Origin of the sequence: Klebsiella sp. w6 (genome assembly GCF_033100215.1) — a bacterium.
Lineage (GTDB): Bacteria > Pseudomonadota > Gammaproteobacteria > Enterobacterales > Enterobacteriaceae > Klebsiella > Klebsiella variicola.
Genome location: NZ_CP136907.1, coordinates 3,186,181 through 3,208,722, shown reverse-complemented (window position 1 = coordinate 3,208,722; position 22,542 = coordinate 3,186,181). Strand labels below are relative to the sequence as shown.

General features: G+C 57.7%; 21 protein-coding genes and 1 pseudogene. 13 read left to right on the top strand and 9 right to left on the bottom strand.

The genetic code is table 11. The features are described from left to right. Entirely contained in the window at positions 1 to 789 is a 789-nt protein-coding gene (locus tag R0140_RS15880) for a substrate-binding periplasmic protein (RefSeq protein WP_016160850.1), read from the bottom strand. Between the two features lie 95 nt (positions 790 to 884). On the opposite strand from R0140_RS15880, the gene R0140_RS15875 reads away from it, so the two are divergent. Together R0140_RS15875 and R0140_RS15870 are read left to right on the top strand one after the other, a co-directional pair. Beyond that, complete coding sequence (locus tag R0140_RS15875; protein ID WP_008805221.1) at positions 885 to 1,772, top strand: LysR family transcriptional regulator; 888 nt, start codon at positions 885 to 887, stop codon at positions 1,770 to 1,772. 171 nt (positions 1,773 to 1,943) lie between these two features. Then, entirely contained in the window at positions 1,944 to 2,888 is a 945-nt protein-coding gene (locus R0140_RS15870; RefSeq protein WP_049009845.1) for a LysR family transcriptional regulator, read from the top strand. Here R0140_RS15870 and R0140_RS15865 read toward each other — a convergent pair. Beyond that, positions 2,885 to 3,952: an ABC transporter substrate-binding protein gene (locus R0140_RS15865; RefSeq protein ID WP_012542008.1), complete on the bottom strand. Its 1,068-nt coding sequence runs from the start codon at positions 3,950 to 3,952 to the stop codon at positions 2,885 to 2,887. The genes R0140_RS15870 and R0140_RS15865 overlap by 4 nt on opposite strands. Positions 3,953 to 4,175: 223 nt before the next feature. Between R0140_RS15865 and R0140_RS15860 the strand changes: the two genes are divergently transcribed. Genes R0140_RS15860 through R0140_RS15850 form a run of 3 tightly spaced genes read left to right on the top strand, consistent with a single transcriptional unit; the run spans position 4,176 to position 8,295 of the window. Further along, positions 4,176 to 5,744 carry an ABC transporter permease gene (locus R0140_RS15860; protein WP_032735374.1) on the top strand — a complete coding sequence of 523 codons (1,569 nt, stop codon included), beginning with the start codon at positions 4,176 to 4,178 and terminating at the stop codon, positions 5,742 to 5,744. Then, positions 5,741 to 6,484, top strand: a complete 744-nt coding sequence (locus R0140_RS15855) for an ABC transporter ATP-binding protein (protein WP_012968425.1) — start codon at positions 5,741 to 5,743, stop codon at positions 6,482 to 6,484. The genes R0140_RS15860 and R0140_RS15855 overlap by 4 nt, the downstream gene beginning before the upstream one ends. A gap of 23 nt (positions 6,485 to 6,507) precedes the next feature. Continuing rightward, entirely contained in the window at positions 6,508 to 8,295 is a 1,788-nt protein-coding gene (locus R0140_RS15850) for an aryl-sulfate sulfotransferase (protein WP_046878799.1), read from the top strand. A 144-nt stretch (positions 8,296 to 8,439) separates the two neighbouring features. Here the strand turns inward: R0140_RS15850 and R0140_RS15845 are convergent, their stop codons facing one another. Both R0140_RS15845 and R0140_RS15840 read right to left on the bottom strand, forming a co-directional pair. Beyond that, on the bottom strand, positions 8,440 to 8,826 hold the full coding sequence (locus tag R0140_RS15845; protein ID WP_012968423.1) for a VOC family protein: 387 nt from the start codon (positions 8,824 to 8,826) through the stop codon (positions 8,440 to 8,442). 330 nt (positions 8,827 to 9,156) lie between these two features. Next, positions 9,157 to 10,041: a LysR family transcriptional regulator gene (locus R0140_RS15840; RefSeq protein ID WP_008805214.1), complete on the bottom strand. Its 885-nt coding sequence runs from the start codon at positions 10,039 to 10,041 to the stop codon at positions 9,157 to 9,159. Between the two features lie 172 nt (positions 10,042 to 10,213). Here R0140_RS15840 and R0140_RS15835 point away from each other — a divergent pair, with 172 nt between their 5' ends. The 3 genes from R0140_RS15835 to R0140_RS15825 all read left to right on the top strand — a co-directional run bounded on the left by R0140_RS15835 (position 10,214) and on the right by R0140_RS15825 (position 13,566). Then, positions 10,214 to 11,350 carry an alpha/beta hydrolase gene (locus R0140_RS15835; RefSeq protein ID WP_032739698.1) on the top strand — a complete coding sequence of 379 codons (1,137 nt, stop codon included), beginning with the start codon at positions 10,214 to 10,216 and terminating at the stop codon, positions 11,348 to 11,350. A 65-nt stretch (positions 11,351 to 11,415) separates the two neighbouring features. Then, positions 11,416 to 12,618, top strand: coding sequence for an MFS transporter (locus R0140_RS15830; RefSeq protein ID WP_032754168.1), 1,203 nt, complete (start codon positions 11,416 to 11,418; stop codon positions 12,616 to 12,618). A 78-nt stretch (positions 12,619 to 12,696) separates the two neighbouring features. Then, the gene (locus tag R0140_RS15825) at positions 12,697 to 13,566 is read left to right on the top strand and encodes an aldo/keto reductase (protein ID WP_317703852.1); all 870 of its coding nucleotides are present in this window, start codon (positions 12,697 to 12,699) and stop codon (positions 13,564 to 13,566) included. 7 nt (positions 13,567 to 13,573) lie between these two features. Here the strand turns inward: R0140_RS15825 and R0140_RS15820 are convergent, their stop codons facing one another. Beyond that, positions 13,574 to 16,261, bottom strand: a complete 2,688-nt coding sequence (locus R0140_RS15820) for a hybrid sensor histidine kinase/response regulator (RefSeq protein WP_032739706.1) — start codon at positions 16,259 to 16,261, stop codon at positions 13,574 to 13,576. Between the two features lie 2 nt (positions 16,262 to 16,263). Further along, positions 16,264 to 16,698, bottom strand: a complete 435-nt coding sequence (locus tag R0140_RS15815) for a globin family protein (protein ID WP_012968418.1) — start codon at positions 16,696 to 16,698, stop codon at positions 16,264 to 16,266. 106 nt (positions 16,699 to 16,804) lie between these two features. Here R0140_RS15815 and R0140_RS15810 point away from each other — a divergent pair, with 106 nt between their 5' ends. The 4 genes and pseudogenes from R0140_RS15810 (at position 16,805) to R0140_RS15795 (ending at position 18,905) form a co-directional block, all read left to right on the top strand. Then, on the top strand, positions 16,805 to 17,059 hold the full coding sequence (locus tag R0140_RS15810; protein ID WP_022064661.1) for a hypothetical protein: 255 nt from the start codon (positions 16,805 to 16,807) through the stop codon (positions 17,057 to 17,059). Positions 17,060 to 17,067: 8 nt separating this feature from the next. Beyond that, entirely contained in the window at positions 17,068 to 18,282 is a 1,215-nt protein-coding gene (locus R0140_RS15805) for a PP2C family protein-serine/threonine phosphatase (protein WP_032739708.1), read from the top strand. Continuing rightward, a pseudogene (locus R0140_RS15800) lies at positions 18,272 to 18,424 on the top strand (anti-sigma factor antagonist); the annotation flags it as partial. The gene R0140_RS15805 and the pseudogene R0140_RS15800, both read left to right, overlap by 11 nt. 10 nt (positions 18,425 to 18,434) lie before the next feature. Then, positions 18,435 to 18,905, top strand: coding sequence for an ATP-binding protein (locus R0140_RS15795; RefSeq protein WP_032739713.1), 471 nt, complete (start codon positions 18,435 to 18,437; stop codon positions 18,903 to 18,905). A gap of 53 nt (positions 18,906 to 18,958) precedes the next feature. Here the strand turns inward: R0140_RS15795 and R0140_RS15790 are convergent, their stop codons facing one another. Both R0140_RS15790 and R0140_RS15785 read right to left on the bottom strand, forming a co-directional pair. Then, positions 18,959 to 19,147: a cold shock small protein YmcF gene (locus tag R0140_RS15790; protein ID WP_008805199.1), complete on the bottom strand. Its 189-nt coding sequence runs from the start codon at positions 19,145 to 19,147 to the stop codon at positions 18,959 to 18,961. A 302-nt stretch (positions 19,148 to 19,449) separates the two neighbouring features. After that, complete coding sequence (locus R0140_RS15785; RefSeq protein ID WP_022064665.1) at positions 19,450 to 20,364, bottom strand: LysR family transcriptional regulator; 915 nt, start codon at positions 20,362 to 20,364, stop codon at positions 19,450 to 19,452. A gap of 108 nt (positions 20,365 to 20,472) precedes the next feature. Between R0140_RS15785 and R0140_RS15780 the strand changes: the two genes are divergently transcribed. Next, positions 20,473 to 21,234, top strand: a complete 762-nt coding sequence (locus tag R0140_RS15780; protein ID WP_110185177.1) for an SDR family NAD(P)-dependent oxidoreductase — start codon at positions 20,473 to 20,475, stop codon at positions 21,232 to 21,234. 157 nt (positions 21,235 to 21,391) lie between these two features. On the opposite strand, the gene R0140_RS15775 is transcribed toward R0140_RS15780, so the two are convergent. Beyond that, positions 21,392 to 21,958: a DJ-1/PfpI family protein gene (locus R0140_RS15775; protein ID WP_008805196.1), complete on the bottom strand. Its 567-nt coding sequence runs from the start codon at positions 21,956 to 21,958 to the stop codon at positions 21,392 to 21,394. Positions 21,959 to 22,542: the final 584 nt, after the last annotated feature.

The following is a 22,542-nucleotide window of genomic DNA, read 5'->3' as shown; positions in this document are numbered from 1 at the left end:
TTATTTCGCTGGGTGAGTATATTTCTGCCATATTTTTTTCAGCGTGCCGTCTTTATCCAGCTGTTCGAGCCGTCCATTCAGCCACGCCTGTAATTCCGGTCGTTCTTTACGCAGGCCCATATTGGTTGCCTGTTCTTTGACCGGCTGTGGAATAATCATCGTGCCCTGATGACGCTTTTGAATATATTGCGCCATCTGGATATCGTTAGTGACGATGGCATCCGCGCGGCCGCTCTCCATCTGGAGCTGCATGTTGTCGCTATCGGGAACGATAATCCACTGGGCTTTGTCCAGTTGAGGCTGCAGCAGCGTGACGGCTGCCGAGCCATCAATCGCGCTGAGCCTGGTCTGCGAAGTGTTGATGGTGTCCCAGCGCTGATATTTCTGCGTCTCTTTTTCCAGAGTCAGGACGCCCATCTGGTGCGAGCCCATAGGGCGGGTAAAGTCGACGGCTTTGGCCCTTTCTGGCGTATTATTAAAACCACCTAAAATATCGAAGCGGTTGGACTGTAAACCCGCGACGGCGGTGCCCCATTGCGTATCAACGTATTCAATCTTGATATCGGTGTTTTTAAATATCGCCTGCACAACATCCGGAACCAGCCCGGTCCACTGGTTGGTCAGCAGATCTTTCTGATACCACGGCGGTGCGTTGACCGCACCGACGCGGATCACATGGTCTGGCAGAATCGTATTGATTTCTTCCCCGGCCTGAGCAGGAGACTGGGCTAAGAACATCCCCGGTATAAGCAACAATATCGACATGAAGCGTGACGTGAAAAATTTCATTTTATGCCCTCTGGTGAATATAATTATGGATTCTATAACCCTGAGTGCATATTTTTTAAATGCATAATCAGCATATCGTTATCAGGAAAATGGCAATGACACCCAAGCAACTCGAGGTCTTTATCAGTATCGTTCAGCTAGGTTCAGTGACAGCGGCAGCGGCGCAGCTGGCCATGTCGCAGCCTTCGGTGAGTAAAAGCCTGGCGCTTATCGAGCAGCAGATGGGGTTCAGCCTGTTTGAGCGCTATCAAGGGAAGATGCAGCCAACCGCGGAAGCCAGAGCGCTGTATAAAGAGGCGCTGCGCGTGCATCAGGACCGGCTTCGTTTTGAGCGTTTTGTTGATCACATCCGCCAGTATCGCGTTGGTCAGTTGCGGGTCTGTGCCACGCCTGCGCTGGCGCTGAATATATTGCCGCTGGCGGTGGCGCGTTTTCGGCAGAGCTTTCCGGATTATGGTGTGGTGGCGGATATGTGTCTCAACAATGAAATTGAGACGGCGGTTGAAGAAGGGCGTTACGATCTCGGTTTTCTGGTGAAACCCGGCTACGAACCAGAGGAGAACCCGTTGGCCATCTGCCGGGGTGAAATGGTGTGTGTGCTGCCCGGGCAGCATCCGCTGGCGCAGCAGACGGAAATCCATTGGCAGGATATCCCGACACGCGACCTGGTGTATATCACGACCGACGCGCGGCTGGTTGCCATGATTGCCGAAGAGGTGCCGGCGTTCCGCCAGCGCCAGGTGGCGGCGGTAGAAACCAACCGCTACAGCATGGCGATTAATCTTGTCAGACACGGCAACAACAGTATGACTATTGTTGACAGTTTTTCTCTACAGGGCGTCGACACCAGCGGTCTGGCGGTGCGGCCGTTCCGTCATGCGTTGCCGGTGTCTGTCGTCGCGGTGACGGATGGACACAGCACCCTGTCGCAGCCGGGCGAAGTGTTTGCGAAAGTGATGACGGAATTAATGGCTGAAACGTGAGATCAGCGTGAGGCTCTGTGGCTGGCCGCTCATGCAGGTTCATCACTATTCTGCAACGCGAACTTTCACCCCAGTCACGGTGCGCTAACCCACCGGGAGTGGTGTCTGTGGTTTACCGCCAGGCCGCCTTCCAGTACTTTTGTTGAATAGTAGAGGGAAGGGAGCGGATCGATGCATCTGGATTTTCGCCAGTTACGCAATTTTGTAGCGCTAGTGGAGTACGGCAGTTTTAATCGTGCGGCGGAGGCGGTTTGCCTGTCGCAATCGGCGTTTAGCCGCAGCATTCAGGCGCTGGAGCAGAGTGTCGGTCATCCTTTATTCGACCGCCAGAGCAAGCTACCGACGCTCACGCTGCACGGGCAAAAGCTGCTGCCTTATGCGCGCCGTTTTCAGGAACTCAATATTGAGCTTAGTAGCCAGCTGCGTGAGGCGGACGATGCGCAAAATGGCGAGGTCGCTTTTGGCTGCGGCCCGGCTCCCGGCGCGAGGCTGATTCCGACGGCCATCGGAGAGTTTCATCGTCTTTTGCCGCAGGCGAGGGTGCGTTTTCACATTGATAACTGGCTTGCTCTGCATCAGGCGCTTACCTCCCAGCACTATCCTTTTGTGGTCGCCGATAGCTGGCAGGCCGAGCTTGACCCGCAGTTACGCGTGCAGCCGCTTAGCCCACAACGCTGTTTCTTTGTCTGCCATGCCGAACATCCGCTGGCAAAACAGGGGACGATCTCGATTCAGGAGATGTTGCGCTACCCTTTTGCCGCCCCCTATTTGCCGCCGGGGGTACGCAAGGTACTGGCGACCCTCAGCCAGCAACAGGACTTTACGCCCGCGATCCAGTGCGACCATATTTACGCGCTGCTTTCCACTCTGGCGCAAACCCACGCGATAAGCTTCGCCAGCGAGGACGGCTTCGCGTTGTGCCAGCACAGCCATCGGCTGGTGAAACTGGAACTTAGCGATCTGCCAGATGAGTGGCGGCTAATGCAGACCCGGTTTGCCATTATCTCCCCGGTTCACGCGATTCAGCCGCCGCTGGTTGAGAGGCTGATTGAGATTATCCTCCATACCGACCGTCAGCATCAGCTTCAGCTGCTGGCGCAGGAGGAGGGGGATTAACCGGCGTTTTTCGCCTCACCTTTGGCATCGTACGGTGGCCAGCGGTTTTCCAGTTGCTGCGTTTTCAGCGCCTGCTCGACAAACTGGCCGTCCACCCACTGCTTAACGTCAAAAGCGCTGCGGATCAGACGACCCGATTTAGCCTGCTCGACGCTACTGCTGAAGCTGTCGGTCAGGAACGGGTCAATACGCGGTGAGGTGGTAAAGTTCAGATCCTGTGGCTGCAGCGCTTCCAGAAATAACGCCTTGGGGATCTGGCTTTGCTGCGCCATCTCGGCAGACCAGGCGTCTCGATTAGCCGGATCGCTGATTTCAGCGGCATTCTTCACCAGCACATTAACGATCTGCTGAGTCGCCTGCGGCCAGGTCTCGATAAACGTCTGCGTGCCGAGGAACCCCGCCTGAGTGGTGTTCTGGCGGCCTGAATCGCCGCTTTTAACCACCACATCAATTTTGTCGCCGCGTAGCGCCAGCAGGGAGACGCCTCCCCATACCGCATCGACGCGACCGGCCGCCAGCGCCGCTTTACCCGCGTTCCAGTCAAGGTTGATGACCTGCAAACTGCGCTCATTGAGGCCGGCGGTTTGCAGCGCCCGGTCAAAGGCCAGCTGGTCCGCCGTACCGCGATAGACCGCCACCCGTTTGCCTTTCAGGTCGGCCAGCGTTTTAATACCCGAGGCTTTGGTTACCGCGAGCCAGGATTCCGAGCCGCGGCTGCCCAGAAGCAGGCGTGTCGGCAGACCATTGGCCTTACCGATAATCGCCGCCAGATCGCCGAGGTAAACAAAATCAAGCTGTCGGTTGGCTAACGCTTCATTCACCGCCGGGCCTGCCCCCTTGAAAAACTGCCACTGCACTTCCACACCCTGCGGTTTAAATACCTCTTCCAGCTGATGGCGGATAAACGCCATGCCGACCGGCCCCTCAATAAAAGGTTGACTGCCGGCGCTCTGATCCGGCACGCCGATGCGAATGGTTCGTAGCGTCTCGGCCTGGGCGTTTGCCGCCAGACCGATGACCGCGACCAATGCCAGCAAGGTGCGGCTAAAAAATGCTTTCATCATAACGTATTGCTCCCTTGAGTTTTTTTCTCACCCTAAAGAGCCGGCGGGCCGTGTGTTAAATGCTTTTATTCGCCAAGCATGGGTGAAAAAAAGCTAAATCAGACGCCGCGTACCCGCCAGGCTGAAATGCATTCGATGCATCGGGATTATTCACCTTACGCAATAGCGGGGCAGCGTGAGTCACGTTTTCATAGCGGCATCACTTTCCGATGAGTGGACCGATATGTCGCAGATGATCTTTAGAACCGATGCCCCTGGCAGGCCGGGTTTCCGGCTTAACGGCTGGCCGTGGCTGCTGCCAGCGCTACTGTTGTTGCTGTGGTACATCGCCGCCCGCGAGGGATGGATGCCCGCGCAAATTTTGCCCGCCCCGTCGGTGGTTGCCGATACCGCATTGTCGCTGCTGAGCGGCGATCTGCTGGCGCAGTGGGGATTTAGTCTCCAGCATCTGGCGCTTGGCCTGCTGCTGGGCGCCATCGCCGGCACGCTGCTCGGGGCGCTGTTTGGCCTGGTGCCAGCGGCCGCGCAGCGGGTGGAACCGCTGTTCTACGCGCTGGCGCAAATTCCGACGCTCGGTTGGATCCCGCTATTGATGGTGCTGTTCGGGATTGATAACGGCCTCAAGCTGGCGGTTATCGTGAAAACCACTGTGGTGCCGATGACCATCAACACTCAGCAGGCGGTAGCCAGCGTGCCGCAGACCCTGAGCGAAGCCAGCAGGGTGATGAACTTCTCCCGCTGGCAGCGGCTGCGCTGGCTGGTGATCCCGGCAAGCCTGCCGGGCTGGTTTACCGGTCTGCGTCTGGCGCTTTCGCAGGCCTGGGTATCGCTTATCGTTGTCGAGCTGTTGGCTTCTTCCGAAGGTATTGGCTACCTGATGGTCTGGGGCCGCCAGCTTTTTCAGCTGGATATCGTCTTTGTCACCATCGCGGTGGTTGGCCTGAGCGGCATGCTGATGGAGTGGGCGGCGAATCGGGCCTGTTCCCGACTGGTGTTCTGGCCGCAGCCAGCCGCCGGACGCCTGGCGTGGAAACCGCAGGCCAGCTGGCGGGCGTTACCGCTGCCGATAGTCCTGCTGGCGCTGTGGCAGCTGGCCAGCCAGTGGGGCTGGATTGATAGCGGATTATTTTCTTCGCCGCTGGCGGTGGCGGCACGTTTTGTTCAGGGGATCCTGAGCGGAGAGCTGAGCGCCGCGATGCTGGCCAGTCTGGGGAGAGCGGTTGTCGGCGGCGCGCTGGGGATTGCCGGCGGTTTGCTCTGCGGGCTGCTGCTGGCGCTGCGTCCACGCGCCGGACAAATTTTTACCCCCACGCTTAACGTGCTGCGCCATATTGCTCTGTTTGCCTGGCTGCCGCTGCTGACGGCATGGGTGGGTAACGATAACGGCGGCAAAATCGTCTTTATCGCGCTGGCGTCGTTCTTTCCTATGTTCTTCAGCACTCTGCAGGCGGTGCTTCAGCGAAACCCGCAACTCGATGAAGTCGCCAGGGTGCTGCGGCTGGGCGAATTCGCGCGCCTGCGCCGGGTCATTCTTCCCGGTGCCGCGCCGGGGATCTTCGCCGGTCTGCGGCTGGCGCTGATTTATGCCTGGCTTGGCAATATCGGCGCGGAATATTTCATGTCCTCCGGCGTCGGGATCGGCAGCCTGATGATCAATGCCCAGCAGCTGCTGGATATGCCCACTATTCTCTGCGGCATGGTGCTGGTCGGTATCACCGGCGCGGCGCTGGATAAAGCCGGACGTTTACTGGAAATGCGCGCCACCCGCTGGCGTCAACAGGAGCAGTTATGACCTCTTCAACTCTGGTCTCTTTTCGCCATGTGCGTAAATCCTGGCAACAGGTGACGGCGCTACAGAATTTCAACCTGGATATCGCCGCCGGTGAACTGGTCGCGCTGGTGGGCAGCAGCGGCTGCGGTAAATCGACGCTGCTACGGATGCTGGTGGGCCTTGAGTCTGCCACCCAGGGGGATATTTGTATTAACGGCGAGCCGGTCACCGGCGTGGGCAAAGAGCGCGGCATTGTGTTTCAGGAGCCGCGCCTGTTCCCGTGGCTTAACGTGCTCGACAACGTGATGCTCGGCCTGGCAGATGAAAAGCTCACCCGGGCGGCGAAGCGCCAGCGGGCACTGGAGATGCTGGCGCGCGTGCAGCTCAGCGAGTTCGCCAGCGCGCTGCCCGCGCAGCTTTCCGGCGGCATGGCCCAGCGGGTGGCTATTGCCCGCGGTCTGGTGGCCCGCCCGCAGATCCTGATGCTCGATGAGCCTTTCGGCGCGCTGGATGCCCTGACGCGTCACACCCTGCAGCAGGAACTTTTACAGATCCACCAAAGCGCGGGAACCACCACGTTACTGGTGACGCACGATGTGGAAGAGGCCGTCGCCCTGGCCGATCGCGTCGTCGTGCTCTCCCCGCGTCCGGGGCGGATACGAGAAATCGTGAACCTGGCGCTGCCTCATCCGCGCCAGCGTGATGATGACTCATTTACCGCCGCCTGCCGCCACATTCGCAACCTGATTACTTCTGTCTGATTTTATTATTTAAGGAGCAACATATGGGACATCCTTCCGTTTACCCGACCAGCGCCACACTTTATGATCCGCAGCGCGCCTGGAGCGGCTATACCCTTTTCCAGGCCACCGAACACGGCGCGGTACTGGTGGATATGAATGGTCACGTGGTGCGGGAATGGCCTGAACTGCATGGGTTTCCCAACAAAATTCTGCCCGGCGGCGCCATCCTTGGCCACAGCGGCGAGCGCGACCCGCGCTATGGCATGCAGGATATGCTCGATCTGATCCAGGTGGACTGGGAGGGCAACGTGACCTGGAAATTCGACCACTACGAACAGGTCAGCGACCCTGGCAATGAAACGCGTTGGATGGCGCGCGCTCATCACGACTATCAGCGAGCGGGTAACCCCGTCGGCTACTACGCGCCGGGGCTGGAGCCGCAGGTCGATGGCGGCAATACCCTGATCCTCGCCCACACCAATCTGGTGAATGAAGCGATCTCCGACAAGCTGCTGCTGGACGACACCATTATTGAAGTCGACTGGCAGGGCAATGTGGTCTGGGAGTGGCGCTGCAGCGACCATTTTCATGAGCTGGGCTTCGACGATGCGGCGCGCACCGCGCTGTACAATAACCCGAATATGCGCGCCAGCGGCGGCGGAATGGGCGACTGGATGCATATCAACTCGATGTCGGCGCTGGGGCCGAATAAATGGTATGACGCCGGCGATGCGCGCTTCCATCCCGACAACATTATCTGGGACGCCCGCGAATCCAATATTATCGCCATTATCGATAAGCAGAGCGGCAAAATTGTCTGGCAGCTCGGCCCGGACTACAGCAAACCGGAGCTGAAGCACATCGGCTGGATCATCGGCCAGCATCATGCGCATATGATCCCGCAGGGGCTGCCGGGGGCGGGCAATATCCTGATTTTCGACAACGGCGGTTGGGCCGGATACGGTGCGCCTAACCCGGCATCGGCGGATGGGGTGAAAAACGCCTGGCGCGATTATTCTCGGATCCTTGAGATCAACCCGCTGACCCTCGATATTGAGTGGCGCTACTCGCCTTATGAAGCGGACCTGCCGCAACCGACTGATTCATACCGCTTCTACAGTCCGTATATCAGCAATATGCAGCGCCTGGAAAATGGCAATACGTTGATTAACGAAGGTTCGAACGGCCGCATTTTTGAAGTGACCCGCGATCACGACATTGTCTGGGAATACATTTCGCCGTTCTGGGGTAAGACGCTGAATAATAATATGGTTTACCGCGCCTACCGCATTCCTTACGCGTGGATCCCGCAGCTTGCGCAACCGCAGGAGACGCCGATTGCGGCAGTTGATGTCCGCACTCTGCGTCAGCCGGGCGCGGCGGCGGCGGGCCCGGCGCAGAGCGTGGTGCGCGTGGCGGGCGTACAGCCGTACAGTAAAAGCGCCGATGCGCTGTGCGTCGCAACCGATAACGATACTCTGCGCCGCAGTCCGAAGCTGTTCCGCGTTGCGGAAAGCGCATTCCGGCCGATAAGCGCGGCGAGTGAACTGGAGGGTGAACGACCCGTGCTGCTGTTCGTTGGCGCGGAGCGCTGTGTGCACTGCCGTAAACTCTGGCAGCTACTGGCCCATGAAAAACTCAGCCAGCGGATTGCTCAGTTTGAAACGCGCTATCTGGATGCCGACCTGCATCAGGAACTGGCCAGCGACCTCGGCGTACGCGGCCTGCCGACGCTGCTGTTGATAACATCGGGGCAGCCGATATCGCGCGCACCGACGCAATACTCAGTGGCAAGTCTGCTCAACTGGTTGAACAGTGTCAGTTTGTGATGCTGCCCGGGTAAGAGGATAACTGTGGCGCTGCGGCTTGCAGCGCCAGTTTCTCCCTCTCTCCCTCTCTGGCTACAGCAGAAAGCGCACTTTTCTGGCAGTATGGCCGACTGATACCAGGTCCAACCCTCTGAAAGCGAAGCATCAGAAGATCTCATCTGCTGGGTTTTTGTCATGATGCTCAACGTATTCGGCAATCATGCCATCCGGATGCCGAACCAGCATGTTCCAGCCGGTGGGCACGGCCTTCACCGGATTGATAATCGTTGCTCCGGTGGAAGGCAGATGTTTCTCCCAGGCGGTAATGTCGTTGACCAGGAAAGTGGCCTCGGTGGCGCGAAAAGGCGCCAGGCTTTGCTCGGTTCCGCCGATTAAAAGCACTGAACCCACCTGCGCCAGTTTGAGATCGTATTCGGGATAGTCGAAACGCAACCTTGCCTTCTGCGCGATAAGGTTTTCATAAAACGAAACGGTCTCTTCAAAGCGGGTAATCAGCACGCATCGACGGACCAGGATATTGAGGACTTTCATTACGCCTCCTTCGCCATTGACTGAGAGTTAGCGTAGCAGCCCTGAGGTGGAAAGGAATGCTTAAGCGTTTTGGAGGTATTTCAACAACAGGCGTGGGTAGGCGAAGAAAAAGGGTTTGCGTAGCAGGGAAATATGCGTTTTTTAACTCGTTACGAAGCGGTGCTGTATTATAACTTTATGATCACATAGGTAAGTCGCAAAATTGATACTGATATCAGATCATTTCCGCCTCGCCTAACAATTTGCATGGTTCGGAATTAAGCGAAAGCTCTGAGTTCAGACCCCTCCACCAACCGCTACCGGTGGTCTGCTGCCTGCAGGCAACCTCAGCTACATTCGCAATGTATCAATGACCGCTCTCAGCGCGGGCGACACATTGCGGTGCGGGTAATAGAGAAATGAACCTTCCAGACGCTGGCTATAACGCTGGAGCACCCGGATAAGTGTGCCCTGGGCTAGATCGTCGGTAATCAGCTCTTCCGGGACATAGGCCAGCCCCAGACCGAGCCTCGCCGCTTTGGCCTCCATATAGCTATCGGCGAAAGCCCACTGTCCCTGAGGCGGGTGGGTGATTTTTTTGCCATCCACATTAAGTTCCCAGGCGTAAAGGCTGCCGTCGCCGAACTGATAAGCGATGCAGGGGTGGGCGACTAAATCGGCGGGCGTTTGTGGAAAGCCGTAGCGGCGAAAATGTTCCGGGGTACCGACAACAGCCATCTCCATATCGGGCGAAATGCGTACCGCAATCATACCACTCCCGACTTCCGGGCCCAGACGCACGCCCGCATCGAATCGCTCCGCAATAATATCGACAAACCGGCTTTCGCTGATCAGTTCCAGTCTGATATCGGGATAGCGGTGTTTAAATACTGCCAGCTTCGGCAGCAGGACTTTATCAATGGCATGCTGGCTGGCATTGATGCGTACCGTACCGGAGGGCGTTTGACGATAGTGGGCCAGCGTGGCGAGTCCCATATCTAAGGCGTCGAAACCGGATTCGACATTGTGATAGAGCTGCTCACCCGCCTGAGTGAGCGACAACCGGCGGGTGGTGCGCACCAGAAGCTGAACGCCCAGCCGCTCTTCGAGTTCGCGAACCGCACGGCTTACCCCGGACTGCGCCAGGCCAAGTCGTTGCGCTGCGGCGGTAAAACTGCCTTCCCGCACCACCTGCATAAACAGATAAAGGTCATTATAGTTTTCCCGTTTCGCCATTCTCCTGCCTCGTCATCCACATGCCATTTAGAACAATATGGTATTAATTTTAGCATTTTTTACCTACTAATCAGAACCATTACTGCTGGCTACACTAAGCGCACGACAATAAAGCAAAGCTGCATTGTCTACTGGAGACTTGCATTGATCACGTTTATTTAGGGGAATTTTGATGACGGTTTTCACCAAAAAACTGACAGCCGCGATACCCGCCATGCTGCTTTGCGCCTCATTAACTGGAGTGACAACGATGAGCTATGCTGAGACAATTAACCCGAATGCGCCTGTTTCACTGATTGAAAAATGGGATAAAACGTTTGCTGAGAGTGTGAAAGTGGATCACCGTAAGGTGACCTTCCAGAACCGCTACGGGATAACCTTAGTTGGCGATCTCTACCTGCCGAAGGATCGCGGTGAACGCAAACTGGCAGCTATTGCCGTGAGCGGTCCCTTCGGCGCGGTAAAAGAGCAGTCCAGCGGCCTGTATGCCCAGACGCTGGCCGAACAGGGGTTTGTCACCCTGGCGTTTGACCCATCCTATACGGGCGAAAGCGGTGGCTACCCACGCAACGTGGCCTCACCGGATATCAATACCGAGGATTTCAGTGCCGCGGTGGACTTTCTGGGCCTGCAAAAAGAGGTGGATCGCAACCGTATCGGTTTGCTCGGCATTTGCGGCTGGGGCGGTATGGCCCTAAACGACGCGGCGATGGACACCCGCGTCAAAGCGGTGGCGACCAGCGTCATGTATGACATGAGCCGCGCGATGGGGCATGGGGTAGGCGATGGCAAAGACCGCTACACGACAGCCGACCGCCGAGCGGTACTGCAGTACTTGAACGCGCAGCGCTGGAAGGATGCGGCAAACGGCACTTCCGCCCCCGGTGGGCATGACATATATGTTGATGATAAAGGCAACGTCAGCGCTGCCGATCGTATTTTGCCGGAAACCTTGCCCGCCAACCCCAATCCGGTCCTGAAAGAGTTCTTCGATTATTACCGTATGCCGCGAGGTTTCCATGCGCGTTCGGTTAATTCAACCGGGGCTTGGAATGCGACGATGCCGCTGTCGTTTATGAATATGCCGCTGCTGAGTTACGCCAGCGAAGTGACTATTCCGACGCTTATTGTGACCGGCGAACAAGCCCATTCACGCTATTTTGCCGAAGATGCCTTTAAGGCGATCGGCAGTAAAGAGAAAGCGCTGGTGATTGTCCCTGGCGCAAACCACGTCGATCTCTATGACAACGTCGCGGGCAAAATTCCCTTTGCTACATTCACTCAATTTTTCAAAACCAACCTGCAATAGCTCTCCTGTGCCGGAGACATCCCCAAAGCCGCCTGCAGGCGGCTTTGTTTTGTCGGAGATAAATAATGTCTGGATTACATAACACCCGCGCATACTGGAGCGGCGTCCTGGCGATGACGCTCTGCGTATTTGTGCTCATTGCCTCAGAGTTTATGCCGGTCAGTCTGTTGACACCCATCGCGGGTGATTTACACATTACCGAGGGATTAGCAGGCCAGGGGATCGCGCTTTCTGGCGCACTGGCGGTATTGACCAGCCTGACGATTTCCCGTCTTACCGGGTCGCTGGACCGTAAATGGCTGTTGCTGGGGCTCACGGCGTTGATGGCGGCCTCAGGATTGATGATTGCCCTGGCGTCCAGTTTCCCGGTTTATATGCTGGGCAGAGCGCTCATCGGGATCGTCATCGGCGGCTTCTGGTCGATGTCGGCGGCAACGGCCATTCGGCTGGTGCCGCAACGCCAGGTCCCCCGCGCACTGGCCATCTTTAACGGCGGTAACGCGCTGGCCACCGTTGTGGCAGCGCCGCTGGGCAGCTACCTGGGGGCCACCGTCGGCTGGCGCGGTGCCTTTTTATGTCTTGTTCCGCTGGCGATGGTAGCCTTCATCTGGCAATGCGTTAGCCTGCCGTCGATGAAAAGCCAGCGCGCACCACAGCGGCAGGGAACCGTGCTGCGTCTGCTCCGCCGCTCGACGGTATCCCTTGGATTGCTGGCCTGCGGGCTGTTCTTTATGGGGCAGTTTACCTTATTTACCTATGTGCGACCGTTTCTGGAGACGGTGACCCGGGTCAGTTCTTCTGGTCTGCCCCTGATATTACTGGCGATTGGCGTCGCTGGTTTTGTCGGCACGCTGCTCATTTCGACCGTTCTGCACGCCCGGTTTTATCTGACGCTGGTGGCTATCCCTTTGATTATGGCTGCGATTGTCGGAGCGCTTTTGCTGGCCGGGCACCATACCGGTGCTGTCACCGTACTGTTAAGCCTGTGGGGCCTGCTGGCGACGGCGGCGCCCACCGGCTGGTGGACATGGATTGCGCGGACGCTGCCCGAAGATGCGGAGGCGGGCGGTGGTCTTATGGTTGCTGTGATCCAGCTATCGATTGCCCTCGGGTCAACGGCAGGCGGCCTGGTGTTTGATAGTCTGGGATGGCACAGCACGTTTGCACTGAGCGGTCTGTTATTGCTGGGCGCGGCAGGGGGGACTTTTCTGCTCTCTGTCAAAATCAGATCATCTCAGCGCACTGCGATTAATGAATTGAATGCATAAGTCAAATCAGGAATGACAGGCTAATCGTGACCGCGTTCTTGTCTTACCATGATGTTTTAACAAGAGGGGAGCTTTACCGTGGAATATTCTGTATTAAGTAACAACCTTAAAATGCCGATGCTGGGTTTTGGCGTTTTTAAGGTGACCGATAAAGCAGAGTGTAAGCAGTCAGTGCTGAACGCCATTCGTACCGGCTACCGCCTTATCGATACCGCTGCCGTCTACGATAATGAAGATGCGGTGGGTGAAGCCGTTCGCGAAGCCATCGCCGAAGGTCTGTGTACCCGTGAGGCGCTGTTTATAACCTCCAAACTGTGGGTCCAGGACATGGCCAACACCGGGATGGCGAAAGCCGGGATTGCCGCGTCCTTAAAAAAATCCGGGCTGGAATATTTCGATCTCTATCTGTTGCATCAGGCGATGGGCGATTATTTCAGCTCCTGGCGTGCGCTGGAAGACGCGTATGAAGCCGGGAAGCTGAAAGCGATTGGCGTCTCCAATTTCTACCCCCATGTGTTAGCTAACTTCTGCGAAACCGTCAGAATTAAGCCGATGGTGAACCAGGTTGAACTGCATCCTTATTTCGCGCAGCCTGCGGCGCTGGAAACCATGAAGCATTATCACGTTAAGCCTGAAGCCTGGGCGCCGTTAGGCGGCGGAAGACATCACCCGTATGAAGATGAAATGCTGCAGGGGATTGCCGATGCCCATCAAAAAACCATTGCGCAGGTCATCCTGCGCTGGAACGTGCAGCGTGGTGTCACGGTGATCCCTAAATCCACCCGCCAGGAGCGTATTGAAGAGAACTTTGCCATCTGGGATTTCTCGCTCACCACGAGCGAAATGGCGCAAATCGGCGCCCTGGATTTAGGCTATGTCGGCGAAGCGGTAAAACACTTTAATCCTGAATTCGTTCGTGGCTGTCTGGGGGTGAAAATCCACGACTGAGAGGAGCTTAGCGTGAAGCCGCCTGCGCTCTGCGCCGCAGCCACAAGTGGCAGCCTGTGATCGCCTCAGCCAGCGCGTCGCGCAGAGCGTCAGACACGGTTTGGTCGGGCGACGTCGCCTGGCTCTCCAGCTGCTGGAGCACCCCGGCAAGGCGTTGAAAGCCGAGGGTGACCGCCTCGCCGCGCAGCTTGTGGGCGGTACGGCGCAGCGTCTCCCGGTCATTGGCGTCAATGGCGTGGGTAAGGGCCGCCGTTGCGGCGTCAAGCCCTTCAGCGAAGAATCCCAGCAACTCCTCGACCAGCTCAGGATCGTCTGCGCACTGTTTTAGCAGGTGGGCCTCGTCCGGCAGGCCTTTCTCTTCCTCCAAATCGCTATCTTCCGCTGCGCCGACGCGGGCGATGGCTTCCCGTAGCGCCTCAAGACTCACTGGTTTGGCGATATAGCCGTCGAAGCCCATCGCCAGACAGCGCTCTCTATCGCCCTGCATGGCATGGGCGGTCATGGCCATCGCGGGCTGATGTTGCCTGCCCAGCGCCGGCGTCTCTTCGCGCAGCAGACGGATGGCGGTTTCACCGTCCATCTCCGGCATTTGCAGGTCGATCAGCAGGAGATCCCAGCAGGCTGCGCGCCAGCGCTCCAGCGCCTCCCGGCCGTTGCTCACCACCTCGCAGCGGTGACCCAACTGCTCCAGCAGCCGTCTGGCGACCTTTTGATTAACCAGGTTGTCCTCAGCCAGCAGGATATGCAGCCCGGTCTGGTCCCTGACCGGTTCCGCAACGGGGGCTGGCGCTGTCGCCACCACCGGCGTGGGAAGGAGAATACCGGCGATAACCTGATGCAGTTCGCGCTGCGCCACCGGTTTATGCAGATAGTGGGCGATACCGATGCGCTTAAGCATATTGGCGTCAAAATGGCGGCTCATGGAGCTGAGCATAATGATCTGGCTCTGCCGGGCCTCGGGCAGGGCGGAGAGCTCCAGCGCCAGGGATACGCCGTCCATATCCGGCATCTGCGCGTCGAGCAGGATCAGCGGCCAGGGCGGCCCTTCGGCGGCCCGGCGTAGCGCCTCGCCGGCGTTGTCCACGCAGCTTGGCATCAGCCCCATCTGGCGAAGCATGGTGTCGAGCAGGCGCAGGTTGGTGCTGTTGTCGTCAACCACCAGCACCCGCTGGTTGTTGAAGCGGCTCAGCGGAGCGCTACCGGAGGCCGCGGCGTGCAGGCCTTCCAGCGGCAGGGTGAAGGCAAATTCGCTGCCCGCCCCGGGCTGGCTCTCCACCATCAGCTCGCCGCCCATCAGGCTGACCAGGCGGGCCGAAATGGTTAACCCCAGCCCGGTGCCGCCGTAGCGGCGGGTGGTAGAGCTATCGGCCTGGCTGAAGGCTTCGAAGATCGCCTTTTGCTTCTCCGGGGCGATGCCGATCCCGGTATCGCGAATGCGAAAGCGCCAGTGGCTTTCGTCGTCGGCCGGCGTAATCGCCAGCAGAACCTCCCCCTGATGTGTGAACTTCAGCGCATTACCCAACAGGTTAGTCAGGATTTGCCGCAGCCGGGGGCCATCGACGATCAGCACCTCCGGTACCGCAGGTGAGATGTCCACCAGCAGCTCAATGCCCTTTTCGCTGGCGGCAGGCATATGCGGGCGGATCAGCGACTGGATAAAGGGGCGGATCTCCAGCGGCTCTTCGTCCACCTGCATCTTGCCCGACTCAATGCGTGAGAAATCAAGAATGTCGTTAATAATGTGCAGCAGCGACTGGGCTGAGCTCATCACCAGCGAAAGGTACTCCCGCTGCTCCGCGGTCAGCGGCGTATCGAGGCAGAGCTGCGTCATGCCGAGAATGCCGTTCATCGGGGTGCGGATTTCGTGGCTCATATTGGCGAGGAAGGCGCTTTTCGCTTCGTTCGCCTCGCGGGCCTCCTTCGCCGCCTCAATGGCCAGCAGCTCTGCGGCTTTGCGCCGGGTAATATCCTGCAACGTCCCGATCACCCGCTCTGCCTGCTGCTGCATATTGAGGGTGACGATCTGCCCGGAGAGCAGCATCCAGCGCCAGCCCTGCGTTGGGTGCTGGACACGAAGTTCACATTCAAAAACCGGCATATGCTCGTTTTGCGAGGCGATCATCGCCTGTTGCAGGGTAGTGCGATCGTCCTCGTGGACCAGATTGAGCATAAAACGCAGCGGATAGCGCCACTGTGCCCGCGACTGACCGACCATCGCCAGCAGGGTGTCATTCACCTGCAGGTTGTCGTGGGAGACCTGCCAGTCCCAGATACCGATCTGGATCGACTCCGCAGTGAATAAAAAATCGTCGTGAAGCTGGTGACGTGCGCGTCGGGCCTCGTCAAGCTCAGTGATGTCGGTATGCAGACTGACAATTCCACCATCCGCCAGCCGCTGATGCTGAACGTAAATCCGGCGGTTGCCCGACTGGCGGACCTCGCAATGGTTCGCCTGGCGGCAGTTGCGGATAATCGTCTCGCGTAGCGTCTGTTGCCGACCAGGGTCGATGTTATACCCGGCATCAATGAACTTCTCCGCCAGGCTCTCCAGGGGAGCGCCGACGGCGAGCCAGGGCGCGATCGTTGGATAAAACAGCGCCACCTTATCATTCCAGGCCTGCAGTCGTTCGCGATCATCGTAGATCATCACCGCTGAGGGCAGGACGTTGAGGTCGACACGGTTAGCGGCGCGCATGATCAGTGACCTGCGGTCTGATAGTGGAGCTCCGCCTGGCGGCGCAGATACTCAAGACCAGGGGCGATCGCCATTGCCCATGCAGTGAGGATCTCTTCATCGCACAGTGGATCGCTGGCGCGGACGGTTTTGAGCATGGCTTCTCGCCACAGGGCAAAAAACCGCGGTGGCAGACGCAGGCCTTCCTCGCTCTGCGCTCGCGCCAGCCGTTCCAGAAAATCGGGTACAAAGAGGTCGCCGTTGACCGCCAGCATGGCGAAAAAGCTCTTGAAGATCATCTGCTGGCCTTCCTCGCCCGGGCGTCGTGAGAAGTGCTGCTCCGTCTCGGGCGACATATGGATAAAGGTGCTGTAGAAGGCCTGAAAAAAGCGCTTTTTATCGTGCTCCGGTACGACGCGATTCAGGCTGGCTTCAAAAAGATCGCGATAAAACTTCATGGTGCGTTCCTCATGACCCGTTCGCCCGGCAGCGGCCGGGCGGGTTAGGATCCGCAGGCGACACGCGCTGGCCATGCATGAGTTTTCCCCTTACAGGATTTCCTCGTTGCCATTCTGCGGAAAAGCGGGCCGCCGCTCACCCGTCTTTATCCAGCATCAGCCACACGATACTTTTGCTGACCAGCCATTTATCGCCGGTTTGTCGCTAAAGTCGATTGGCGTTGCCGTCAGGTTGGAGTATAGCCTGGTTGACAACCCCATTGCTGATGAGCAAGCCAACCCGCTACTGACTAAACTGATAGCGTACAGCGGCAAGTTTCGTGAAGGAATGATCAGCCTTATCTGGTTCCTGCCGATTTAGGAGGCGCGATGTCGGCACAGCACGTCCTGATTGTTGAAGATTCGCTGGTTTATCGTCGGTTGCTAAGCCGGATGTTGACGCAGTGGGGCTATATCGTCAGTGAGGCGGAAAACGGCGTCGCCGCGCTGGCGATCCTCGAAAACCAGCCCGTCAGCCTGGTGATTAGCGACTGGGAAATGCCGGAGATGAATGGCCTGACGCTGTGCCGGGAAGTTCGCCGTCGCCAGTTTGGTCACTACGTTTATCTGATATTGCTTACCGCTCGCGAAGATCCTGGCGATTTAACGCAAGGGTTTGCGGCAGGGGCCGATGATTTTCTCAGCAAACCGGTGGAGCAGAGCGAACTGCGGGCGCGGCTGCACGCCGGGGCGCGGATCCTCTCCCTTGAAGCCGACCTCGCCGCGCGCAATAAGCGGCTAAGTGAAGCGCTGCGGCAGATTGAACAGGATCTGGAGCTGGCGGCGCGCATCCAGCAGTCGGTTCTTCCCGCCCATCAGTTGCGCTATCAGGGTTTTTTCTCCGACTGGATTTTCCTGCCGTCGGCCTGGGTATCGGGGGATATTTTTAATGTTTTCCCGCTGGGGGAGCATCTCGGATTTTACTGCGTGGATGTCTCCGGGCACGGCGTGGGGGCGGCGATGATGTCGCTTGCCGTCGCCCGCCAGTTTCTGCATGGCAGGGCGGTTGAGCGTTTTCTTTTCTCTGCTGATAACCAGCCGGCATCACCTGCCGAGGTAGTGCAGATCCTGAATGGTCGTTTTTGTAGCGACGAGGCAGAGATTGTCAGCTATTTCACCCTGATCTATGGCGTCATCGACCTCACAACCGGTGAGGGGAAACTGTGTCAGGCCGGGCATCCCACGCCGTTTATCGTCACCGTGGATGGAGGTGTGCGCTCGGTCGGCAGCGGTGGGGCGCCGGTGGGGTTGATAAACCATCTCTCATGGGCAGATGTCAGTTTCTCGCTGGCGCCGGGAGAGCGGCTTTGCCTGTTCAGCGACGGTATCACCGAATGTGAAAACCGGAGCGGTGAACAGTTTGGCGAAGCGCGTTTACAAGCGTGGCTGCAGGACAGCGTGACGCAGCCGCTGCCCGCGCTGCTGCCGCGGTTTGCCCGGTACTTGATCCACTGGCGCAATGGCGACGCGCAGGAGACCCAGGCGATGGCCGATGATGTTTCACTTTTGATTATTGAACGTACAGGGGACAGTGATGAAAATTGAAACCGAACGGCAGGCCACGGTCACGATCCTGACGCCGGCGGTGCGTCGGCTGGATGCTTCCGTCGCGGTGGCCTTTAAAGCGGCAGTCGCCCAGGAGATAGGCGAATCTCGCACCGATTTGATTGTTGATTTCAGCAAAATTGCACAGCCAAATGAGTGACGTGCCCGTGAATAGCAAAATGATGTTTCCTGCCGAACTCACCTCGCTTTCACCGCTGGCGGAGTGGCTTGCCCAGCAAATGGCGCCGCTGCCTGTTGCGGACGAGTGGCGCTTCGCGCTCGATCTCGCCGCCTGTGAAACGGCAACGAATATTATTCGCTATGCGCTGCATGAGGATCGGGAAAGTCGTTTTGGTGTGGAATTTAGGGTCGCGGACCGACGGGTGACGCTGCGCTTTACCGACGCGGGGGAAACCTTTCCCGCCGAGCGCCTGGCGCTGGCGCGTGGTGATGAGCATTTCGATGTCGATCCGTTAGCGGAAAGCGGTAGAGGCTTGCGGCTTATTCTGCGTGCGGTGGACTTTTTTGACGTTGAAATGAATGCAGGGAAAAATATTACCACCCTGATAAAAGCGTTGCCTGATCCCGCTGTTAATTATTCAACCGACAAAAACGGCGGTTGAGAAAAAGACGTCATCCGCCTGGCGGATAACAGGCATGCTTTACCCGCGCATACTTATTGTTGTGCCTGCGCAGTAGACTGCGCGCCCAGATGACGAGGGCGGATAGCATCAAATGTCATCATCGCTGATTTGCAGAAAATGCATTTCGCACCAAAGGGATTTTTTTCCGTCACATCAAACTGGGACGTTCTGTACTGGGAGCCATGGCAGCATGGGCATCTAAAATGGATATGTTCAATCATAATGTAAACCTTGTATGGGTAATGTTCTGTTGAAAAGACAAAGGTCGTTTTCAGGAAAATTAACGCGGCTATTTTTTGTTAGTGGTAAGCCGGGTTTTGGGTCAGATGGCGGCTTATTTCGTGAGCCGATAGGGGATCTGACAGGGCCTGTTTACAGAAAAAGCAAAATACTAACGGGACTGCTCAAAGGAAGGTGGTATCAGGGATAACGCCTGGAGATGAGAACGCGTACTTAGATAATAACTTTTCGTCTGGTAAATCGACTTAACGATTAACGCACGAGCCGCAAATAATAGCAAATATTATTTTAGCCTTCCGGATGCCTGCTGCGCCAGGGGAGGCTTCATTAGCGCCGTCACCCAGTCGATAAATACCTGTACCCGGGCAGAGAGCTGCCGATTACTGGGATAGAGCAGGGAGAGCGGGAGCGGCGCAGGGCGAAAATCGGCCAGCACTTCCGTTAACGCGCCCGACGCCAGATCGGCCTCAAGGCGGGGCAAGGGGGCCTGATACAGGCCAAAGCCAAGCCTTGCCGCTTCGGCGCCAACGTCGGCATCGGAGGTCAGCAGCCGACAGGGCAAACTGACCTCGCTCTGACGGCCATCCTGGGTAAAGCTCAGCGGCAAGGTACGTTGCGTGCGCGATGAAACAAACCCGATCATCACGTGGCCCGTCAGACCTTCAATCGTATGCGGGGTACCGTACCGGGCGAGGTAGGCCGGACTGGCGCAGGTGATCTCCTGCAGCCTGGCGAGCGGCCGGCAAATCATCTCGCTGTCGGGGAGATGGCCGCCACGAATGACGCAATCCACCCCTTCGCGAACCAGATCGACGTCGCGCTCGCTTTCGCCGATCTGCAGCGTCATGGCAGGATAGCGGGCGAGAAACTGTGGCAGCGCGGGCAGCAGCAGGGTCCGCGCCAGATTGCCCGCCACGTCCACGCGGATAATACCGGCAATGCTCCCCCCGGCGCTGCGGTTGGCCTCCTCAAGGGCCGCCAGAATAGCCACGCAGCGCTGATAATACAGCGAGCCCTCCGCCGTCGGTCGTACGTGCCGGGTGGTGCGCTGCAGCAGCCGTGCCCCGAGACTGGCCTCCAGCGCCTTAATGGCCGCGGTCGCCACCGGCCGGGAAAAACCCAGATCCGCGGCGGCGGCGCTGAACGAACCTCGTTCGACGATGCGCACGAACAGGGTCAGGGTATCCAGTTTATCCATGACATTGTTCCAGCTGGCAAAACAATCCTGTCGGGCAATGCGATCTTATCGTCGGCATGCAGAAGCCTATAATCGCTCATGTTTTCAGCAGAGAGAAAAGGGGGAAACATGAACAATAGCGCAAAAATTGCCCTGGTGACAGGCGGCAGCCGCGGCCTGGGGCGCGCGACCGTTGAAGCGCTGGCTCAGCGCGGCGTGAATGTGGTATTGACCTATAACGCGCATTTTGCCGAGGCGAACGAGGTGGTCGCACGGGTTGAAGCTCAGGGTTCGCGGGTGATTGCGTTGCCCTTCAGCGCCGGCGAAACCGATACCTTTGACGGATTTGTCAGCGCCTTTCAGGAGGCGCTGGCGGAGCTGGGGGCCGATCGGTTTCATTACCTGGTCAATAATGCCGGCAATGCCAGCGGCATGGGTTTTCTTAACGCCACGGAAGCGGAATTCGATGCGCTGTATCGTATCCACGTGAAGGGCGTTTTTTTCCTCAGCCAAAAACTATTGCCGCTGCTGGCCGATGGCGGACGGATAGTGAATGTCTCGTCCGGGCTAACCCGTATCGTGATGGCGAACCGGGCGCCCTATGCGATCATGAAGTCCGCGGTGGAAACCCTGACCCGCTATATGGCGTTTGAGCTGGGCAGTCGCGGAATTACGGTGAACTGCGTGGCGCCCGGCGCCATCGCCACCGATTTCAGCGGCGGGGTGGTGCGGGATAACCCGCAGGTCGCTCAGGCGGTGGCGAACATGACGGCGCTGGGTCGACCGGGGGTGCCAGAGGATATCGGGCCGATGATCGCCTCGCTGTTATCCGATGATCATCGCTGGGTGAATGCCCAGCGCATTGAGGTTTCCGGGGGAATGCGCATCTGAAGCGAGGGGACTATCCGGCCAACGTTTTGCTGAGTTGAGTCAGGTTAAGCTGCTGCGGGAACGGCTGATCAAACAGCGCCGTGCCGGTGGGAAGGAGAGCACCAGCGCGGCGATGGCCAATTCCCTTCGCCAGAGAAAACGCTTTCTCTACAGGCCGTTATTCCGCCAGCAGGGCGGCGAATTTCGCCAGCCACTGCGGGTGGGCCGGCCAGGCGGGGGCGGTGACCAGATTGCCGTCAACATGCGCCTGGTCGATACCAATATCCGCATAGTGCCCACCGCTCAGGCGCACTTCCGGGGCACAGGCGGGATAAGCGCTGCAAGTGCGGCCCTGCAGAATACCAGCGGCGGCCAGCAGCTGTGGGCCATGGCAGACGGCGGCGATAGGTTTACGCGCGGCGTCGAATGCCTGTACCAGTTTAATAACCTCCTCGTTCAGGCGCAGATACTCCGGCGCCCGGCCACCGGGGATCACTAGCGCGTCATAGTCCTCGGCCTTCACCGCGGCAAAATTGGCGTTCAGGGTGAAGCGGTGCCCCGGCTTTTCGCTATAAGTCTGGGCGCCGTCAAAGTCATGGATCGCGGTCATGACATAGTCGCCAGCGGCTTTATCCGGGCAGACGGCATCGACCTGGTGGCCAATCATCTGCAGTGCCTGAAAAGGGACCATCGTTTCGTAATCTTCGGCATAATCGCCGACCAGCATCAGGATCTTCTTGCTCATCATTTTTACTCGTTGTGGGAGAAAGGTGTCTTAGATATAGCCTGGCGATCCGCAGAATGCGACCCCCTCAGGATGCCGAAGACGGTAGCGTGTGCATCTTGCTATCGGGGTCATGTTTTTTCTGGTAACGACAACTTTTGCCGACATCGCCGTGTGGTCAGTCACCCGGGGAAATAGCCTTTTTCAGCTACTGACGGCTGTCTGTGGTGGAAAATATCGCGGGTTCCGCAGGCCTGTGTGCCAGGGCTGATGACGGTTCAGCGTGAACGAAAACAGGAGAAGTGGCTTAAATGCGTGCTTGATCTGCTAACGATAATATCAATTATCTCATGACAATATTATTCACGGGAATTGTCGCTATCATATTCATTTAATCTATTTTTTTATCGCCTTGATGATATGTGATGTGAACATTCATGTGTTCAATGTTAATTGAAGGTGTTGGCTTTGAACTTTATATTTGGCTGTAAATCATTCATTGTCGTTACTAATAAAATAATTTTGTTTGCCTTGTGAATGCATTAAAGAAATATTCTTGTTAAGTTGATCGATAATCTGTTTTTGCTCTATTATCATCCGGTTTT

Excerpts from the sequence above, each read along its gene's own strand:
- R0140_RS15815 (WP_012968418.1), bottom strand. The coding sequence starts at position 16,698 with ATGAAGTTTTATCGCGATCTTTTTGAAGCCAGCCTGAATCGCGTCGTA.
- R0140_RS15795 (WP_032739713.1), top strand. The coding sequence starts at position 18,435 with ATGAGTGACGTGCCCGTGAATAGCAAAATGATGTTTCCTGCCGAACTC.
- R0140_RS15855 (WP_012968425.1), top strand. The coding sequence starts at position 5,741 with ATGACCTCTTCAACTCTGGTCTCTTTTCGCCATGTGCGTAAATCCTGG.
- R0140_RS15860 (WP_032735374.1), top strand. The coding sequence starts at position 4,176 with ATGTCGCAGATGATCTTTAGAACCGATGCCCCTGGCAGGCCGGGTTTC.
- R0140_RS15780 (WP_110185177.1), top strand. The coding sequence starts at position 20,473 with ATGAACAATAGCGCAAAAATTGCCCTGGTGACAGGCGGCAGCCGCGGC.
- R0140_RS15820 (WP_032739706.1), bottom strand. The coding sequence starts at position 16,261 with ATGCGCGCCGCTAACCGTGTCGACCTCAACGTCCTGCCCTCAGCGGTG.
- R0140_RS15830 (WP_032754168.1), top strand. The coding sequence starts at position 11,416 with ATGTCTGGATTACATAACACCCGCGCATACTGGAGCGGCGTCCTGGCG.
- R0140_RS15805 (WP_032739708.1), top strand. The coding sequence starts at position 17,068 with ATGTCGGCACAGCACGTCCTGATTGTTGAAGATTCGCTGGTTTATCGT.
- R0140_RS15840 (WP_008805214.1), bottom strand. The coding sequence starts at position 10,041 with ATGGCGAAACGGGAAAACTATAATGACCTTTATCTGTTTATGCAGGTG.
- R0140_RS15790 (WP_008805199.1), bottom strand. The coding sequence starts at position 19,147 with ATGATTGAACATATCCATTTTAGATGCCCATGCTGCCATGGCTCCCAG.
- R0140_RS15865 (WP_012542008.1), bottom strand. The coding sequence starts at position 3,952 with ATGATGAAAGCATTTTTTAGCCGCACCTTGCTGGCATTGGTCGCGGTC.
- R0140_RS15775 (WP_008805196.1), bottom strand. The coding sequence starts at position 21,958 with ATGAGCAAGAAGATCCTGATGCTGGTCGGCGATTATGCCGAAGATTAC.
- R0140_RS15850 (WP_046878799.1), top strand. The coding sequence starts at position 6,508 with ATGGGACATCCTTCCGTTTACCCGACCAGCGCCACACTTTATGATCCG.
- R0140_RS15835 (WP_032739698.1), top strand. The coding sequence starts at position 10,214 with ATGACGGTTTTCACCAAAAAACTGACAGCCGCGATACCCGCCATGCTG.
- R0140_RS15875 (WP_008805221.1), top strand. The coding sequence starts at position 885 with ATGACACCCAAGCAACTCGAGGTCTTTATCAGTATCGTTCAGCTAGGT.
- R0140_RS15880 (WP_016160850.1), bottom strand. The coding sequence starts at position 789 with ATGAAATTTTTCACGTCACGCTTCATGTCGATATTGTTGCTTATACCG.
- R0140_RS15870 (WP_049009845.1), top strand. The coding sequence starts at position 1,944 with ATGCATCTGGATTTTCGCCAGTTACGCAATTTTGTAGCGCTAGTGGAG.
- R0140_RS15785 (WP_022064665.1), bottom strand. The coding sequence starts at position 20,364 with ATGGATAAACTGGATACCCTGACCCTGTTCGTGCGCATCGTCGAACGA.
- R0140_RS15845 (WP_012968423.1), bottom strand. The coding sequence starts at position 8,826 with ATGAAAGTCCTCAATATCCTGGTCCGTCGATGCGTGCTGATTACCCGC.